Here is a 16351-nt window from a genome sequence, read left to right as displayed (position 1 = left end):
AATTGTGCTGGGCCGCGGAAACGGCTACTGTCGCTACGTGACGACGAACACGGTCACCAGTGTGAGGATGACCAGCGTCTCGGGCAGGACTGTGAGAATGAGTCCCCGGCCGAACATATCTGGGTCCTCGGCGATGGCTCCGACCGCCGCCGCGCCGATACCGCGTTCGGCGAACCCGGAGCCAAGCGCCGCTAACCCGACGGCGAGGGCCGCGAGTCCTCCGGCGAGATAGCTCGCCGCCTCGGCAGAGATCGCGGGACCCCCTGTCTGTAACATGACCGCACTTGTGGTGGCTGACATGGCAGTTTCCCGTTCGAAGGCGGGGACAATCACCTGACCGATGGATTCCAACCCCTGGTATTCATGGTCGTCTTTTACGATGATCGGCGGCGAAGCACCACGGACGTACAGTTCTCACGGAGAACGACTCTCGGTCACTGAACAGCGCCAGCACTCAAACCGGACAGGGCTTCAGCAGTTCCCGGGCGAACCGTTTTCTCCCAACCGCTGGAACGGCCGGTATGCGAACCCGTAGAACGCTACTCGCCCTCTCGGCCGGAACGCTCTGTCTGGCTGGTTGTGGGGCCCCAGGCGGCGGCTCGGACAGCGGTCTCGCCATCGAAACGTCAGACGCGACCGCTGCGCCGGGCGAGACGGCGTGGATAGAGGTGCAAGCCTCGTCCGTCGGTGTCATGACGTGGCAGCTGGCCGAGATTCCGGAGAACTGGCAGGTGACACACGAGGGGTTCGAGCCGGAACCCACCGCGGTTCGGGAGTCCTACCCGCCCGAACTTGTCTGGGACCCTGTCGCTGGCTCTGTTACCGGTACTCTGGCTGTGGCCGTTCCGGACGGCGCGTCGCCGGGCGAGTACGTGCTGGCGGTTGAGGCCGGTATCGACAGTACAGATGAGCGTGTCATCTCGGAGGCAACAGTTACTGTTGCGCGATAAAGACTGCAAGTAGGCTGAAACCAAAGCCAGTCACAGCGCCTACCCGGCTCCTGTGAGTCCCACGCTCACGTCCCGGGCCGAAACAGGGAGGGCTACGTCAGCGATTACAGTGTCCCGATAGCTCGGTGGCGGCGAAACAGGTAGTAACAGCCGATTATGGGGTACACTATCGGCCCGGGAATCATGAAAAAGACACCGAGATTGACGTAGTTCCCCGGATTGGGCTGCCACGTCCCGGACTGAAGGCGAACGTAGGTCGCATCGCGGTAGATGGCGACAGAGAACGGTACCGCGGTGAGGATACCGACGCCAATCAGAGTAAGTCCGATACCGACGCTTCCGCTTGAAACAAGCACACCCCCGAGAGCGAGACAAACGGGCGGCAGCACGGTCCCGATAGCGACAATCGTCCACCACCAGTCCCGGTCAACCCAGTCGACAACATACTGATGGCGTTTGTACAGGTGGTGAAGTTTCATCAGGTAGCCGAGGAAGAAGCTGGCGACCGCATACAGGACTGGATTCGGGTCCCAGTCCACGTCTGCTTCCTGCACCTTCTTTGTATCAAAGTAGAGGAAGAACGGCGTTACGAGCCACGATATCAGCGCTACAACAATGCCGCCGAGGTACCAGACGCCGAACGTCCCGAAGATACTGGCCATCCCGAGCGGCCCGCTACCCACACTCTCGCCCCCTATCCCGACAATGATCAACCCGAGCCCGAGAAACCCAAACAGAAAGGTCGGCAAGAGCAGCAATATCTCTACAGCGCGGTACGACCGTGAATCGACGTCGTTGACTGTGACCATCCCCATTGTATCGTTCCAACTGGCGATTGCATTAGCGACGCAGAGATGTAAAATAATTTTGCTAATGCGCTGATAAGAGTGGGGCTGCGGAACCGAGTCAGCTACGCTCGTCGACAATCCGGTCGATAATCCGGCCTGTCGACAGGAGCCGGTCAGCCGCCTCGGCTTCCAGCGGGCTGGCTCGGCAGATGTCACAGTCGAGACCGCGGGCGGACAGCGCTGCTTCGAGTTGTTCGTCGTCATGGTGCTGGTCGTAGCCCAGCGCGATGACGTCCGGTTCGATGCGCTCGATGGGCACGAAGATATCCTCGGGATGACCGAGGTGGGCCTCGTCGACCGGTTTGAGCGCGCTGACCATCTCCCGCCGTTGCTCGTCCGGGACAATCGGTGTTTCCTTGTGCGTGACGTTGACCGAGCGGGCGACGATGACGTGGAGTTCGTCGCCCATGTCTGCGGCGTCTTGCAGGTAATGGACGTGGCCCGGGTGCAGGATGTCAAACGTGCCCTGTGCGACGACGCGGGTCACTGATCGAACTCCTCCTCGCGCAGTTCCGCGTCGATATCGGCCTGATCGAAATCGAAGAACGACTCCTCGGGCGGTTCGACGTCGAGCACCGGAAGATCGACGACCGAGCCGTCGCTGTCGAAGGCCTTCCAGTCGTCGCGGCCGTACGGGTAGCCGATGATGATGTGGACGTCGCCGCGCCCGAACGTGGCGAGGTCGGCGTCGCTGGGCTTGAGGACGCCGTTCGGGTGGGAGTGAATCGACCCCGCCGCTCGCATGTCGTTTGGCACCATGCTCGTCTTGACGGTCGCGCTGACCGGGTTCGACTCTGTCCCCGGGATGACCAGTACGTCGGTCAGAACTGTACCGTCGTCGTCGAGCCCGAGCTTGCTGGCGTCATCACCCCGAAGAAAGCCCATGTACTCGTTGGGATGGGCCTCCTCGGAGGCTGCGAGCGCGAACTCGAGTGCGGACTCCGCGATCCCGAGTATCCCGCTCGTTCGGAACAACCCCATATCACGCAGTCGGGTCGGACGCTTTTTACGCGTTGTGTTCGGCCCTCCGCGGATTCCGAAGAGTACAAACGGGGGAGCACCGAAGGATTGACAAATGTCTTCGCCAACTGGCACCGGTGACGGTGCGACGGTCCCCGACGGCGGGACCATCGTCTACGATCTCGCGGACCAATGTACGTCCGATGATCTCGAGGAAGGTGCACTGTACCACGCAACTGTCAACGGCACTGTCGAATACGGTGTGTTCGTCGACCTCTCCGACGCTATCTCCGGGCTCGTCCACGACTCTAATCTCTTGGGCCGGTACGATGTCGGCGACGAGCTTATCGTCGAACTCGGTGAGATTCGCCCCGACGGCGACCTGAGCTTCGAGGAAGTGCAGGTCGCCGACTACGAGGAACAGCGCGTCGTCCACGGCGACGCGACCACCGTCGCCGACCTCGCCGACGCTACCGGCGAGACGGTCATCATCGAGGGCCAAGTCGTCCAAATCAAACAGACCGGCGGTCCCACCGTGTTCCAGGTCCGTGAGGAAACCGGCATCGTCCCGTGTGCCGCCTTCGAAGAGGCTGGCGTCCGGGCCCACCCCGATGTCGAAATCGACGACATCGTCCGCGTCTCCGGGCGCGCCGAGGAGCGCGACGACGGCCTGCAGGTCGAGGTCGAATCGCTGACGGTACTCGACGGTGAGGTGGCCGCCGACATCGAGAGCGACCTCGACGCCGCGCTGGCGGAGGCCGCCGAACCGGCCGACGTCGAGCCGCTTGTTGAATGGCCCGCCTTCGAGAAGCTGTGGGACGACCTCCGTGAAGTCGCGACGGAACTGCGCAAAACGGTGCTCTCGGGTCGCCCGATTCGCATGCGTCACCACGCCGACGGCGACGGGCTCTGTGCGAGCGTCCCGCTGCAGGTCGCGCTGGAGTCGTTCATCGCCTCCCAGTACGAGGACGCCAGCGCCCCCCAGCACCTCCTCAAGCGCCTGCCGAGCAAGGCCCCCTACTACGAGATGGAAGACGTGACCCGGGACCTCAATTTCGCGCTGGAGGACCGCACCCGCCACGGCCAGAAGCTCCCAATGTTGCTGATGCTCGACAACGGCTCCACCGAGGAAGACACGCCGGCTTACCGGAACCTCCGGCATTATGACATCCCGGTGGTCGTCGTCGACCACCACCACCCGGACCCCGACGCCGTCGAACCCCTCATCGAGCAACACGTCAATCCTTACCTCCACGACGAGGACTATCGTATCACCACGGGCATGCTGTGTGTCGAACTCGCCCGGATGATCGACCCCGACCTCACCGAGGACCTCCGGCACGTTCCCGCTGTCGCGGGCCTGTCGGACCGCTCGGAGGCCGAAGCGATGCGAGACTACATCGACCTCGCCGGCGAGAAGGGCTACGACGAGAGCGACCTGCGCGACATCGGCGAGGCGCTTGATTACGCCACTCACTGGCTGCGTTACAACTCCGGTGAACAGCTCATCACCGACGTCTTGAACGTCGACTGTGATGACCGGGACCGTCACGGGGAAGTCGTCGACTTCCTGGCCGAGCGGGCCGAACGCGACGTCGAAGACCAGCTCGACGCCGCCATGAGCCACGTTGACCACGAGCGCCTCGACAACGGGGCGCACCTCTACACGATTGACGTGGAGAACCACGCTCACCGCTTCACCTACCCCGCGCCAGGCAAGACGACCGGCGAAATCCACGACCGGAAGGTCGCCGAAACCGGCGACCCCGTCATCACCATCGGCTACGGCCCGGACTTCGCCGTACTGCGCTCGGACGGCGTCCGGCTTGACATCCCGCGGATGGTCACCGAACTCAGCGAGGAGGTCGACGGCGGCGGCGTCTCCGGCGGCGGCCACCTCGTCGTTGGCTCCATCAAGTTCGTCAAGGGCCGCCGCGAGTCGGTCATCGACGCGCTCGTCGAGAAGATGGCCGAGGCCGAGATCGACGAAGAACTCGGCAGTTCGACGGCGCTGCCCGAAGAAGTGTAAGTCGGCGACACTGCGCCAGCGCACCGCGGTACTCGGTTTTTACCGCTCGAACACGACCCGGCGAGCGGCGAGTCCGGCGACCACAAGGAGTCCGGACAGGGCAACGAGGATACCGACCGGCGTGTCGAATCCGCCGGCGTCCCAGTCAGCTTCGAAGACAGCGCCGAAGTAATCGGCCGCGTCGCTGCCGTGAAGCACCAGCACGACTTCACGGTTTTCGGTCGCTGCCTGCTCGTTCCAGTTGAGACTGCCGACGACGACGCGCTCGTCGTCGATGACGGCCCCCTTCGCGTGAATCTTCTCGTAGCGGCCGTCGGGGTCAGATACCTTGGCTGTCAGCGGCGCGTCGCTGCGGTCGGCCCACTCCCGAAACCGCTGTGCCGTCTGCTCGTTCTCTTCGCGGACGTACCAGGCGTCACTGAGCAGCAAGCGGACCTCGACGCCGCGCGACGCGGCCCGGCGGAGCGCCCGCAGCAGTGGGCTGTCCCAGTTCCCGACTGTCGGCTGGATAACGTCGATAGCGTCGTCTGCGTCGTCTATTGTCCCGACGAGTTCGCCTTGGGCGTTGTCCGGGGTGACGAGCAGGTCCGTCCGCTGGACTGAGACCGACTCTGCCTCGAACTTCTTCGGATACGACCCGGTTGCCGGCTCTCCCTGTTCGAACTGCCGGCCCTGACGGTAGTCCTGCCATCGTTCGGTGTCTTGCCACCCGGCATCGGCGTGGAACGTCTGATTCAGCCCGTCGATGACCCGCGGCTGTGACGTAACGACGCCCCAGCCGCGGCTGCTGTTGCCGCCGGTGCCGGCGGGCTTCCAGTTCTCCGTCAGCACGACGGCTCGCCCGTCGGCGACGGCGTACTTCGCGTGGTGGTAGCGGTATCTGACACGCGGGCCCGTCAGGACTCGGACAGAGATGCCGGCCTCGGCCAGCCGGTCGAGCGTGTTGGCCTCCGCAGCAGTTCGGCTGCCGACCGGTTCTCCCTCAAGCAGGACGCGGACCGTCACACCGCGGCGCTGGGCGGCGATCAGGGCGTCCGCGACTCTGTCCGAGGAGAGCGTGTAGCCGGCCAGGAACACCCGCTCGGTGGCGTTCCGTATCGACCGAAGCGGGGCAGCGGGGGCGTCCGGTAGGGCGAACGCACGGACCTCGCCGCCGGCAGCCCTGACGACCGGGCGATCGCTCGCTCCCAGCGGTCGCCAGCGGACGACTGACCCGTTCACGAGGCCGAGTTCTCCCTCGACAGCATCCGTGTACTGGACGGCGTCAACGGTCTCGTTGCCCCGCTGAAGCCGAATCCGCTCGCCGCCGTTTGCCAGCGCGAGATGGCCGTCGAGACCGACCACAGACCGTTCGGTGAGTTCCTGCGTTCGGTTCGGTGCCGTCGAGACGGCGACGCGCCCACGCGCAGTCGTGTTTGGAAGGCTAGCGGTGCTATCGCCGTCGGTGATCTCGTACTGTCCGATATCGCTTCCGGCGGGAGCGTCGAGGACGACGAACTCCCCCTCGTCGCCGCCGGCGACGGGGTCCGGGTACACCGCGTGAATCGACGGCTCTGTGGGACCGCTGGCTGTTGTTCCGGCCAGAAATTCCGGTTCGACTTGTCCGGCTGCGATATGGGGACCTATCGCAGCGAGGACGAGCACGCAACAGACGAGTGGGGCAAACGACCGCATCGGGGCGTCTGGCCCCCTGTTCGTATAAAAAGGTACCCAGACTCAGGCGCTTGACGCCTTCTCGGCTTCGGCCTGGACGATGTACGCACGGTCGTCCGTGTAGCGGGCGGCTTCCTCAAGCGCCGCTTCGGTGCCGATCTGTCGGAGCGCCCACGCTGCGGAGGCGCGCACTGAATCGCTGTCGTCGGATTGGAGGATGTCGCTCAGCGGCTCGATAGCGCGGGTGTCACCAAGTAGACCGAGGGCGCGGGCCGCGACCGAGCGCACCTCCTCGCTGTCGGCGTCGAGTCGGTTGGCGACCGGCTGGACCGACTCCGCGCTGCCGATAGCCCCCAGCGCGCGTAGCGTGACCTTCTGAAGCGCGGGGTCGCCGTCGCCGTCGATGTAGTCGTGCAGCGTCTCGGTCGCGCGCTCGTCGCCGATTTTCCCCAGCACCTCGATTGGTCCTTTGTCGCGCTTCTGTGCGCGCTGGTGCATCGCGTCGAAGGCCGGTTCGGCGTCACTCCCGAGGTTGTACAGGAGGTCGACGATGTAGCCGTCAAAGAACTCCGACCCGAGTTTGTCGTAGGCGAACAGCACCGGTTCGAAGTTCCCTTCCTCGGCGTGGAGCTTCGCGGCGTTCCACTCTGGCGGGAAGTCCTTCCGGTTCTCGTTGGTCAGGATGTCGTAGAAGCCGCGGGCGTCGAGTTGCTCCTGTACCGTGAGGTCGTCCCAGACTTCGGCCTCTTCGAGACCGGCCTCCAGCGCCTCCGCCGCTTCGAGGAGTCCTTCGATAGTCTCCGTGTCCTCGTCGGGGTCGAGGTTTTCTGCTTCGATTGCGTCGGCGACTGTCGCCAGCGCGTCTCCGGCGGCGACGAAATCGCCGCCCGTGTCGGCGTCATGATCGACAAACTCCGCGCTTTCGTCGAGGAACGTCTCGACGGTCTCCTGGGCCTCTTCCTCGCCGTCGTCGGTCCACTCGCTGTCGGTGACGGTGTCCTGTGCGTCGGTGACGATAGTGACCACGTCCTCGGCGTAGGGGCCACGCTGTGATTCGAGATCGTCACGCAGGTCCGAAAGCTGGGACTCCAGTTCCTCGCGGGGATCGTCTGCGTCGTCGTCGTCCTCGTCGGGTTCGGGCAGGTCGGCGGCTTCGAGGTCGCTCTCGATGTCGTCGAGGGACGACTCCACGTCGTCGAGGTCGGCCTCCGTCTCTGCGGCCTCTAACGCGTCGCCGGCCTCCGTGAGACGCGATTCCAGTTCTTCGGCGGTCACGTCGATCTCGTCTGTTGCCTCGGCGTCGTCCGACGCGTCGGCATCGTCGTCCCCGTTGCTCATGTCTAAGACTGTGTCGGAGCGGGCCAAGAGCGTTTTCCTTTCGAGGCGGCCCCGAACTGTCGCAGTGCTGTCGTCCGCTGGGCCAACGAGCAAAGAATATGTATCGGGAGTTGCAGTGCCATGGGTAGCGAGCATGACTGACGCGACACCGCCGGACGACGGACAAAACCCGACCACACCGGAGGAACCGGAAACCGCCGGCTTCGTCGAGTACGGTATCGACGACAAGCCGCCGCGAAAACAGGCGATACTGCTCGGCGTCCAGCACTACCTGACGATGATCGGCGCGTCCGTGGCAATCCCGCTCGGACTTGCAGGCGCGATGGGGATGTTCGAGGCCGCACCGGAGCAGGTCGGCCGTCTCATCGGGACGTTTTTCGTCGTCTCCGGTATCGCGACGCTCGCCCAGACGACGCTCGGGAATAGATACCCGATCGTTCAGGGCGGGACGTTCTCCATGCTTGCGCCCGGGCTGGCCATCATCGGCGTGCTCGCCCAGCAGGGCGCGGACTGGCAGACCATGCTCGTCGAGCTACAGGGGGCCGTCATCGTCGCCGGCGTCGTCGAGATGGTCATCGGCTACAGCGGCCTCATGGGGAAGCTGAAGCGGTACGTCGGTCCGGTGGTCATCGCGCCGGTCATCGCGCTCATCGGACTGTCGCTATTTAACGTCCCACAGATAGCGAACCCGAACTTCGGCGACCCCGGGACTGGCCAGAACTGGTGGCTGCTCGGGCTGACAATGCTCTCGATTATTGCGTGTTCACAGTATCTCGACCGACGCCACCGCGCGTTCAAGCTCTTTCCCGTACTTTTAGGTATTCTATTTGCGTGGACCGTCGCGGCCGTTCTCTCGGTCACGGGCGTCTTCGCCGCTGGCTCGGTCAGCTATGTCTCGCTCGGGTCCGTCACGAGCGCGCCGCTGGTCCAGCCCATCTACCCGTTCCAGTGGGGGCTTCCACAGTTCACACCTGGGTTCGTCGTCGGGATGTTCGCCGGAATGCTCGCCTCCGTCATCGAGAGCTTCGGCGACTACCACTCCGTCGCCCGCATCGCCGGCCGCGGCGCGCCGAACAGCCACCGAATCAACGACGGGATCGGGATGGAGGGTGTCGGCAACGTCTTCGCCGGCATCATGGGCACCGGCAACGGCTGTACCTCCTACACTGAGAACGTCGGTGCAATCGCCATCACGGGCGTCGCCTCCCGCTACGTCGTGCAGATCGGCGCTGCAGTGATGATTCTGGTCGGCTACTTCGGCCCGGCGGGCCAGCTGTTTGCGACCATCCCGTCGCCGATCATCGGCGGCCTCTACATGGTCATGTTCGGACAGATAGCCGCCGTGGGGCTCTCACAGCTCAAATACGTCAATCTCGATGCTAATCGGAACGTCTTCATTGTCGGCTTCGCGCTCTTTGCCGGCCTCGCAGTGCCCGAGTACATGAGCCAGCTCGGGCAGGGGATGGACGTCGGCGGCTCGACGGCGCTCCAGCAGGGCCTCGCGGCCGTCCCGGTTCTCGGGAGTGTGCTGGGGACCGATGTGGTCGCGACCACGCTGTTTGTCATGGGCGGAACCGGGATGGTCGTCGGCGGCATCGTCGCCTTCGTCCTCGACAACACCGTGCCCGGGACCCGCGAGGAACGCGGCCTCGCGGCTTGGGCCGCGCTCACAGAAGACGACAACGAGTACGTCTCGTCGCTGGACCGCATCCGCGGACGCGGCGGTGACCGGCCGTCCGCACCGAGTGACGACTGACTGTGGGCGACGATAGCGACGGTACGGCTGCTGACACCGCATCGCCTGTTAGCGACGAGCGGTACGCCGGCGCGCTCCGAACCGGCGGGACTGTGGTCCTCGGTACAGACCGACTGGCGGTCGACCGCGGCGGCAGTCCTGTCGTAATCGACCTCAACGACGTGGTCGAGGTGAGTCTGCAGGACATCGACTGGTTCCTCGCGGTGATGAGCGCCGCACTGGTCGGGTTCGGTCTGCTGTCGCTCGACCGGTCTGTCCTGCTCGGCGGGGCCTTCGCCGTCGCCGGCGCGGTCAGTCTCGCGCTCACCTACCGCAAGCGGAACGCGCTCAGGATACGGGTCGCCGGCCGGGCGGACCCGCTCAGGTGCTTCCCCGCGGAGCCAGAGCCGCTGCTTGCTGAACTGGAAGCGGCGCTGGCCGACTGACCGGAAACCGCCTACACTTACGCCGGTCCCGGTTCCAGTCGGTCGTATGCCCGCAGACAGCGTCCAGTCGCTCATCGACCAGTTGCACGACGAGGCCGAGATGGACCGACCGAACGACCTGACGCCCGATATCGGTATCATCATGGGGTCGGATTCGGACCTGCCGACGATGGCCGGCGGGCAGGGCAAGCGGCCCGGGGCCTACGTGGCACTCGCCGACCAACTTGGCTTCGAGGAACAGACGGACTACACCGACGCGCCCGAGAGCCGCTTCACGTTCGAGACGTTCGTCTGCTCGGCCCATCGGACGCCGGACCTGATGTACGCATACGCTGAAACGGCTGAAGACCGCGGTATCGACGTGATTATCGCCGGCGCTGGCGGCAAATCCGCTGACCTGCCAAATATGACCGCGAGCATCGCCTACCCACTGCCGGTCATCGGCGTCCCAGTACAGGAGAAGTCCGTCGACTCGGTCATCGGGATGCCACAGGGCGCACCGCTGACCGCGGTCGACGCTGGCAAGTCGTTTAACGCCGCGCTCTCGGCGGCACAGATTCTCTCGCGGCAGTACGACGAACTACGGGACCGCCTTGTCTCGTATCACGAGGGTCTCCAGACCGAGGTCGGCGAGGCGTCGCGTGCCCTCCACGAGCTCGGGACGCCGGGGTTCAAAGACGAGTACTGGGACGAGTAATCTGAGAGGGCGTCACACCCCAAGGGGTACGACGGACAGGCCACGTTCCGTCCGAGAGCGCGTCGGCTCTTAAAGACCCACAGGGCCGAAAAACCGAACAATGAACCCTTATATGCGAGTACTTCTAACCGAGAGACGATAGGAGATACCGGAATGAGTAATCCATGGATCGCCATCGGCGCGCTCGCGGTCGTGGCAGTTGCCATCCCAGTGACGATGATGGCAGTTTCGAGCCTTTTGCGGCCCAGCGTGCCGGAGCAAGGCAAACGCACCACCTACGAGTCCGGTGAAGTGCCGACTGGCAGCAGTCGACAGATCAAGTTTAATATCCAGTACTACATGGTCGCGCTGCTGTTCGTCGTCTTCGACATCGAGACCGTCTTCATCTTCCCGTGGACGGTCATCTACAGCGACGCTGTCGCTGCGGTCGGGATGACCAAGGCACTGCTACCGATGGTCGTATTCATCGGCATTCTCGCCGTCGGACTCGGTTGGGCCTGGCGTAACGGCGCAGTTCAGTGGGTGCGCAGTCCGCGCGCCACGAAGGGGGCAGACACATATGAGTAGTGACCAGACACCACCGGCCGTCGAAGACGTATCGACACAGGAGGCCCGCATGGGTGACGGGGCCGACGACCGCTTCAACTCGACGCTCCGCGAAGCGTTCGGCTCGACGCCGTTCATCCTGACCAAGTTCGACAAGTTCATGAACTGGGTCCGGGGCTCCTCGATGTTCATGCTGCAGTTCGGGATCGCCTGCTGTAGCATCGAGATGATCCACACCTACGCAATCAAACACGATCTCGACCGCTTCGGTTCAGGGGTGCCACGGGCGTCCCCCCGACAGGCGGACGTCATCATCGTTCCGGGGACCATCGTCTCGAAGTTCGCGCCGCGGATGAAGCGCGTGTACGACCAGATGCCCGAGCCGAAGTTCGTCGTTTCGATGGGGTCGTGTACCATCTCCGGTGGCCCGTTCCAGGAAGGGTACAACGTCATCAAGGGCGCGGAAGAAATCATCCCGGTCGACATTCACGTCCCGGGCTGTCCGCCCCGTCCCGAGGCGCTCATCTACGGCGTCGCCAAGCTGCAGGAGCGTATCGCCGAAGGTGAGTCTTCACCGGTGACGGTCAAGCCCTACGAGCTGGAGCAGTTCGGCGACCTCGAACAGGACGAGCTCGTGGACAAACTCGCCAGCGAAATCGACGAGGAAGACCTCGTCATGCGGTACAACTGGAACGACTCCCCCTAACCAGCCATGAGTTTAGAGAAACCATCACGCGATACGGCGCTCGACGTCGGCGTTACGGAGGACGGCCTCGATTACGACGCGCTCGCGGACCTGCTCGGGGGCCACGTCCTCGACCGCGAGGAGCACGTCAACGCCGAGGGGTTCGTCATCCGTCCCGACGAGGTCCAGGAAGTCCTCTCGACGCTGAAAGAAGAAGCTGGGTTCGACCACTGCGCCTGTGTCACCGCACAGGAGTACGACGACCGGTACGAATCCATCTACCACCTCCGGAAGTTCGACGACCCGACACAGGAACTGTCGATTGTCGTCCCGTCGCCGAAAGACGACCCCCACAACGAGTCGGCCGCCCGCGTCTACGACACCGCGGACTGGCACGAGCGGGAGGCCTACGACCTGGTCGGGATCGACTACGACGACCACCCGGACCTGCGTCGCATCCTCCTGCCCGAGACCTGGCAGGGCCACCCCCTGAGCCAGGACTACAACCAAGACCAGCCACAGATCGTCTCACTGCGGGAGCACGCGAACCCGCTGGAAGACGACAAGCGCAGCGAGGACGACCCGGACACGATGTTCGTCAACATCGGTCCGCACCACCCGGCGACTCACGGTGTGCTCCACGTCGAGACGGTGCTTGACGGCGAGCAGATCGCCGACCTCGAACCCGACATCGGATACCTGCACCGCTGTGAAGAACAGATGTGCCAGCAGGGCACCTACCGCCACCAGATCATGCCGTACCCGGACCGGTGGGACTACATCTCGGCTGGCATTCTCAACGAGTGGGCGTACGCACGCGCCGCGGAAGACCTCGCGGACATCGACGTCCCCGAATACGCACAGGTCATCCGGACGATGTCGGCGGAGATGTGCCGAATCGCCTCCCACGAACTCGCGCTGGCGACGTTCGCGCTGGACGTGTTCGGCGACTTCACTGCCGTCTTCCAGTATGGCATCCGTGACCGCGAAATCGTCCAGAACCTGCTAGAGGACCTGACCGGCCAGCGGCTGATGTTCAATTACCTCCGTCTGGGCGGGGTCGCGTGGGATCTGCCCGAGCCCCGCGAGGAGTACTTCGAGAAGATCCGTGATTTCCTCGATGACCTCCCGCACAAGCTCGAAGAGGTCCACGACCTCGTGACCGGCAACGAGATCTTCCAGATGCGGTGTGTCGACACCGGCGTCCTCTCGAAGGAGCAGGTCAAGCAGTACGGCGCGACTGGGCCCGTGGCACGCGGTTCAGGCGTCGACTACGACCTCCGGCGGGACGACCCGTACGGCTACTACGACGAGCTCGACTGGAACGTCGTCACTGAGGAGGGCGGCGACAACTTCAGTCGCGTTCTCGTCCGCCTCCGCGAGGTCGAGGAATCGGCCCGCATCATCGAACAGTGCGTCGACCTGCTGGAGCAGTGGCCGGAAGACGACCGCGAGATTCAGGCCAACGTTCCGCGGACGCTCCGCCCGGACCCCGACAAGGAGATTTACCGCTCCGTCGAGGGTGCGAAGGGCGAACTCGGCATCTACATCCGCTCAGATGGGACGGACAAGCCGGCCCGGTTCAAGATCCGCAGCCCATGTTTCTCGAACCTGCAGACGCTGCCGGAGATGTCCCAGGGTGAGTACATCCCTGACATGATTGCCTCGCTCGGGAGCCTCGACATCGTACTCGGGGAGGTGGACCGGTAATGCAGTCGGCGCCGTTACCCGAAACGCTCGCGAACCTGCTGGAGCTGGACCCCAACAGCACGGTCGTGATGATCGTGCTGAGCCTTGCCGGGGCCGGACTCATCGGGACGCTCATGATGACGAACACGGCGCTTGCTGGTCCGTGGGCGAAGCGAAAGATTACCGCCGCGTTCACCGACCGAATCGCCGTCGACCGTATCGGCCCGTACGGACTGTTCATTATCGTGGCTGACGCCGTTCGCCTGCTGTCGAAGGAACTCATCGTTCCTGAGGGCGTCGACAGACCGGCGTGGGACCTCGCGCCGCTGATTATCGCCAGCACCGCACTGCTTGGCTTTGCGGTGATTCCGATGGGGAACGGCATCCACCTCGCCGACCCCGAAGTCGGGCTGGCGTACGTGTTCGCTGTGGCCTCGACCACGTCGATTGGCCTCGTGATGGCCGGCTACGCATCGAACAACAAGTACTCGTTCCTCGGCGGCCTGCGTGCCGTCGCGCAGAACCTCGCCTACGAGATCCCGCTCATCCTGACGGGCGCGTCGGTGGTCATCTTCGCCGGTTCGCTTCAGATGAGCGAGATTGTCGCCGCACAGCAGCAGTCGCTGATCGGCCCGCTGCCGTCGTGGTACGCGTTCGTGAACCCCTTCGCGTTCGTGCTGTTCATGATCGCGAATCTCGCGGAAGTCGGCCGGAACCCGTTCGATATCCCGGAAGCGCCGACCGAGATTGTCGCCGGGTACCAGACCGAGTACTCCTCGGTGTACTTCGTCCTAATCTACCTCGGGGAGTTCATCCACATCTTCCTCGGCGGGGCAATCATCGCCACGATCTTCCTCGGCGGACCGGCCGGTCCGGTCCTGCCGGGCATCGTCTGGTTCCTCATCAAGATCTGGGGCGTCTTCCTGTTCACACAGTGGGCCCGCTCGGCGGTGCCACGCGTCCGGATCGACCAGCTCATCGAGATCGGCTGGAAGGGGATGCTGGTGCTCTCGCTGGCGAACCTGCTGCTGACTGCGGTAATCGTCGGGGTGACCGTCTGATGACGGCCACACGAACCGACACGCGAGCGACCGGAGGTGACCTCTCATGATTGGAATCCTGAAATCAATGGCGACGACGATGAAGCACGCCCTCGACGGGGAGACGTTCACGGTGGAGTATCCGGACGTCGCCCCCGAGGTGAGCCCCCGTTTCCGTGGCGTCCACAAGTGGAGCCAAGAGCGGTGTATCTGGTGCCGGCAGTGTGAGAACGTCTGCCCGAACAACACCATCCAAATCGTGATGGACGAGCAGCGCAACGGCGAGCAGTACAACCTCCACATCGGCCAGTGTATCTACTGCCGGCTGTGTGAGGAGGTCTGTCCGACCGATGCGATTCTGCTGACCCAGAACTTCGAGTTCACCGCGGACACGAAAGACGAGTTCGCCTACGACAAAGAGCAACTCAAGAACGTACCGTGGTACAAGGATATCGACCCGCTGGAGTCCCGCGAACCCGACCGGGGCGCGTGGATCGGCGAGGGCGACGGCGAAGTGGATTACCAGTAACTCCGTTTAGGACGGATTTTAGCGGTTCTCTGTCGGGACAAGCGTCGCAACTGCATGTGCTTACTGCCGGGATGACGTTCTGCTCGGTGGGGCTTGCCGGCCAGTACCACTCATGGAGTAGAACGCCGGTTTCCACCGCTCAAACCTGTCCCGCCAGTGATATGTGTTGGCCAGATTGACGGATGTGCCCCGAAATATGTGGGCCACGCCGGCAAACAGTGGCTCTACTGGCGAGACGAAAGAGGAATCTTCAAAGGGACGCCGCAAAGAGTCTCCAAGTAAGATGGCACTGGCAGAGTCAATTGCGTTCGCGCTGTTCGCTATCGTAACGGTGGGCAGCGCTGCGGGCGTCGTGTTAGTCCGGGACGTCTGGCACTCGGCGCTGTTACTGGGCGTGTCCCTTATCAGCGTCGCAGTGTTCTACGTCATGAACCAGGCGGCGTTCGTCGCAACCATGCAGATCCTGGTCTATGTCGGCGGCGTCCTCATCCTCATTACCTTCGCGGTGATGTTGACCCGCGAGGACGAGTCGGTGATTGAGGTGACACCATGACTACAAAGCCCGAACTACAGACGGAGGGGAGTTTCGTCGCAGGACTGGCCGCAATCGCCCTGTTCGTCGTTCTCGGGGCTGTGTTTATCGGCGTCTCGTTTCCCGCGCCAGCAGGGTTCGGCGAGGGCGCATCGATAACCAAGAGCCTCGGTGCGGCGATGTTCGACATCGAACCGGGCCTGCTGGTCGGCGACGCGGCCGTTCCCGCCGAAGGGTTCCTCGTCGCGTTTATCCTCATCGCGATCGCCCTCGACGCGGCCCTTGATGGCGCGTTGATGCTGGCGAAACGCGACGACGAGGAAGAAACCGTTGTCGCCGATGGCGGCACCCACCACGGAGGTGACGACTCGTGATCCCCGCCGAAACGTACCTCCTTCTGTCGGCGGCCATATTCTGTATCGGCCTGTTCGGCATCCTCACGCGACGGAACGCGCTTATCTTCCTGATGTCCGTCGAGCTGATGCTGAACGCTGCGAATATCAACCTCGTCGCGTTCTCGCTCCAGCACGGGAACCTCACCGGCCAGGTGTTCAGCCTGTTCACGATGGCACTCGCCGCCGCGGAGGTCGCCATCGGTATCGGCATCATCCTGGTCCTGTACCGCAACTTCACGGACGTGGACGTGACGAAGGCGACGACGATGAGGTGGTAAC

Annotated in this window: 19 protein-coding genes; 13 read left to right on the top strand and 6 right to left on the bottom strand. The window is 63.8% G+C overall.

Translation table 11 applies throughout. From position 1 onward, the window contains the following. Positions 1–33: 33 nt before the first annotated feature. Positions 34–276 (bottom strand): ATP synthase subunit C, encoded by a 243-nt coding sequence (locus tag C437_RS16880; protein WP_394324840.1) that lies wholly within the window; start codon positions 274–276, stop codon positions 34–36. A gap of 245 nt (positions 277–521) precedes the next feature. On the opposite strand from C437_RS16880, the gene C437_RS16875 reads away from it, so the two are divergent. Further along, positions 522–950, top strand: a complete 429-nt coding sequence (locus C437_RS16875; protein WP_004518208.1) for a hypothetical protein — start codon at positions 522–524, stop codon at positions 948–950. Positions 951–1054: 104 nt separating this feature from the next. On the opposite strand, the gene C437_RS16870 is transcribed toward C437_RS16875, so the two are convergent. The 3 genes from C437_RS16870 to C437_RS16860 form a co-directional block, all read right to left on the bottom strand. After that, positions 1055–1765, bottom strand: coding sequence for a hypothetical protein (locus C437_RS16870; RefSeq protein ID WP_241431704.1), 711 nt, complete (start codon positions 1763–1765; stop codon positions 1055–1057). Positions 1766–1856: 91 nt separating this feature from the next. Then, positions 1857–2285, bottom strand: coding sequence for an adenylyltransferase/cytidyltransferase family protein (locus tag C437_RS16865; protein WP_004518206.1), 429 nt, complete (start codon positions 2283–2285; stop codon positions 1857–1859). Next, positions 2282–2779, bottom strand: coding sequence for a Mov34/MPN/PAD-1 family protein (locus C437_RS16860; RefSeq protein ID WP_004518205.1), 498 nt, complete (start codon positions 2777–2779; stop codon positions 2282–2284). The genes C437_RS16865 and C437_RS16860 overlap by 4 nt, the downstream gene beginning before the upstream one ends. A gap of 94 nt (positions 2780–2873) precedes the next feature. Here C437_RS16860 and C437_RS16855 point away from each other — a divergent pair, with 94 nt between their 5' ends. Continuing rightward, a complete protein-coding gene (locus C437_RS16855; RefSeq protein WP_004518204.1) occupies positions 2874–4787 on the top strand; it encodes a DHH family phosphoesterase in 1914 nt (637 codons plus the stop codon). A gap of 39 nt (positions 4788–4826) precedes the next feature. Here the strand turns inward: C437_RS16855 and C437_RS16850 are convergent, their stop codons facing one another. Both C437_RS16850 and C437_RS16845 read right to left on the bottom strand, forming a co-directional pair. Next, positions 4827–6461: a phospholipase D-like domain-containing protein gene (locus C437_RS16850; protein WP_004518203.1), complete on the bottom strand. Its 1635-nt coding sequence runs from the start codon at positions 6459–6461 to the stop codon at positions 4827–4829. A 42-nt stretch (positions 6462–6503) separates the two neighbouring features. Beyond that, complete coding sequence (locus C437_RS16845; RefSeq protein WP_004518202.1) at positions 6504–7778, bottom strand: HEAT repeat domain-containing protein; 1275 nt, start codon at positions 7776–7778, stop codon at positions 6504–6506. Between the two features lie 133 nt (positions 7779–7911). On the opposite strand from C437_RS16845, the gene C437_RS16840 reads away from it, so the two are divergent. From C437_RS16840 to nuoK, 11 genes are all read left to right on the top strand, one after another. Next, positions 7912–9534 carry a uracil-xanthine permease family protein gene (locus C437_RS16840; RefSeq protein WP_004518201.1) on the top strand — a complete coding sequence of 541 codons (1623 nt, stop codon included), beginning with the start codon at positions 7912–7914 and terminating at the stop codon, positions 9532–9534. Positions 9535–9536: 2 nt separating this feature from the next. Continuing rightward, positions 9537–9959, top strand: a complete 423-nt coding sequence (locus C437_RS16835; RefSeq protein WP_004518200.1) for a hypothetical protein — start codon at positions 9537–9539, stop codon at positions 9957–9959. A gap of 46 nt (positions 9960–10005) precedes the next feature. Next, a complete protein-coding gene (locus C437_RS16830; protein ID WP_004518199.1) occupies positions 10006–10656 on the top strand; it encodes an AIR carboxylase family protein in 651 nt (216 codons plus the stop codon). Positions 10657–10809: 153 nt separating this feature from the next. After that, the gene (locus C437_RS16825; RefSeq protein ID WP_004518198.1) at positions 10810–11223 is read left to right on the top strand and encodes an NADH-quinone oxidoreductase subunit A; all 414 of its coding nucleotides are present in this window, start codon (positions 10810–10812) and stop codon (positions 11221–11223) included. Beyond that, the gene (locus C437_RS16820; protein ID WP_004518197.1) at positions 11216–11908 is read left to right on the top strand and encodes an NADH-quinone oxidoreductase subunit B; all 693 of its coding nucleotides are present in this window, start codon (positions 11216–11218) and stop codon (positions 11906–11908) included. The genes C437_RS16825 and C437_RS16820 overlap by 8 nt, the downstream gene beginning before the upstream one ends. Positions 11909–11914: 6 nt before the next feature. Beyond that, complete coding sequence (locus C437_RS16815; protein WP_004518196.1) at positions 11915–13597, top strand: NADH-quinone oxidoreductase subunit D; 1683 nt, start codon at positions 11915–11917, stop codon at positions 13595–13597. Further along, the gene (locus C437_RS16810; protein ID WP_004518195.1) at positions 13597–14637 is read left to right on the top strand and encodes a complex I subunit 1/NuoH family protein; all 1041 of its coding nucleotides are present in this window, start codon (positions 13597–13599) and stop codon (positions 14635–14637) included. Before C437_RS16815 ends, C437_RS16810 begins: the two co-directional genes overlap by 1 nt. Before the next feature lie 46 nt (positions 14638–14683). Then, positions 14684–15145, top strand: coding sequence for a NuoI/complex I 23 kDa subunit family protein (locus C437_RS16805; RefSeq protein ID WP_004518194.1), 462 nt, complete (start codon positions 14684–14686; stop codon positions 15143–15145). A gap of 283 nt (positions 15146–15428) precedes the next feature. Beyond that, on the top strand, positions 15429–15698 hold the full coding sequence (locus C437_RS16800) for an NADH-quinone oxidoreductase subunit J (RefSeq protein WP_004518193.1): 270 nt from the start codon (positions 15429–15431) through the stop codon (positions 15696–15698). Then, positions 15695–16051, top strand: a complete 357-nt coding sequence (locus C437_RS16795; RefSeq protein ID WP_004518192.1) for a hypothetical protein — start codon at positions 15695–15697, stop codon at positions 16049–16051. The genes C437_RS16800 and C437_RS16795 overlap by 4 nt, the downstream gene beginning before the upstream one ends. Beyond that, positions 16048–16350: an NADH-quinone oxidoreductase subunit NuoK gene (nuoK, locus tag C437_RS16790; protein WP_004518191.1), complete on the top strand. Its 303-nt coding sequence runs from the start codon at positions 16048–16050 to the stop codon at positions 16348–16350. Before C437_RS16795 ends, nuoK begins: the two co-directional genes overlap by 4 nt. Position 16351 lies beyond the last annotated feature (1 nt).

It is taken from the genome of Haloarcula vallismortis ATCC 29715 (genome assembly GCF_000337775.1).
Lineage (GTDB): Archaea > Halobacteriota > Halobacteria > Halobacteriales > Haloarculaceae > Haloarcula > Haloarcula vallismortis.
The sequence above is the reverse complement of the archived record's forward strand: the minus strand, read 5'-3'. Positions and strand labels throughout refer to the sequence as shown.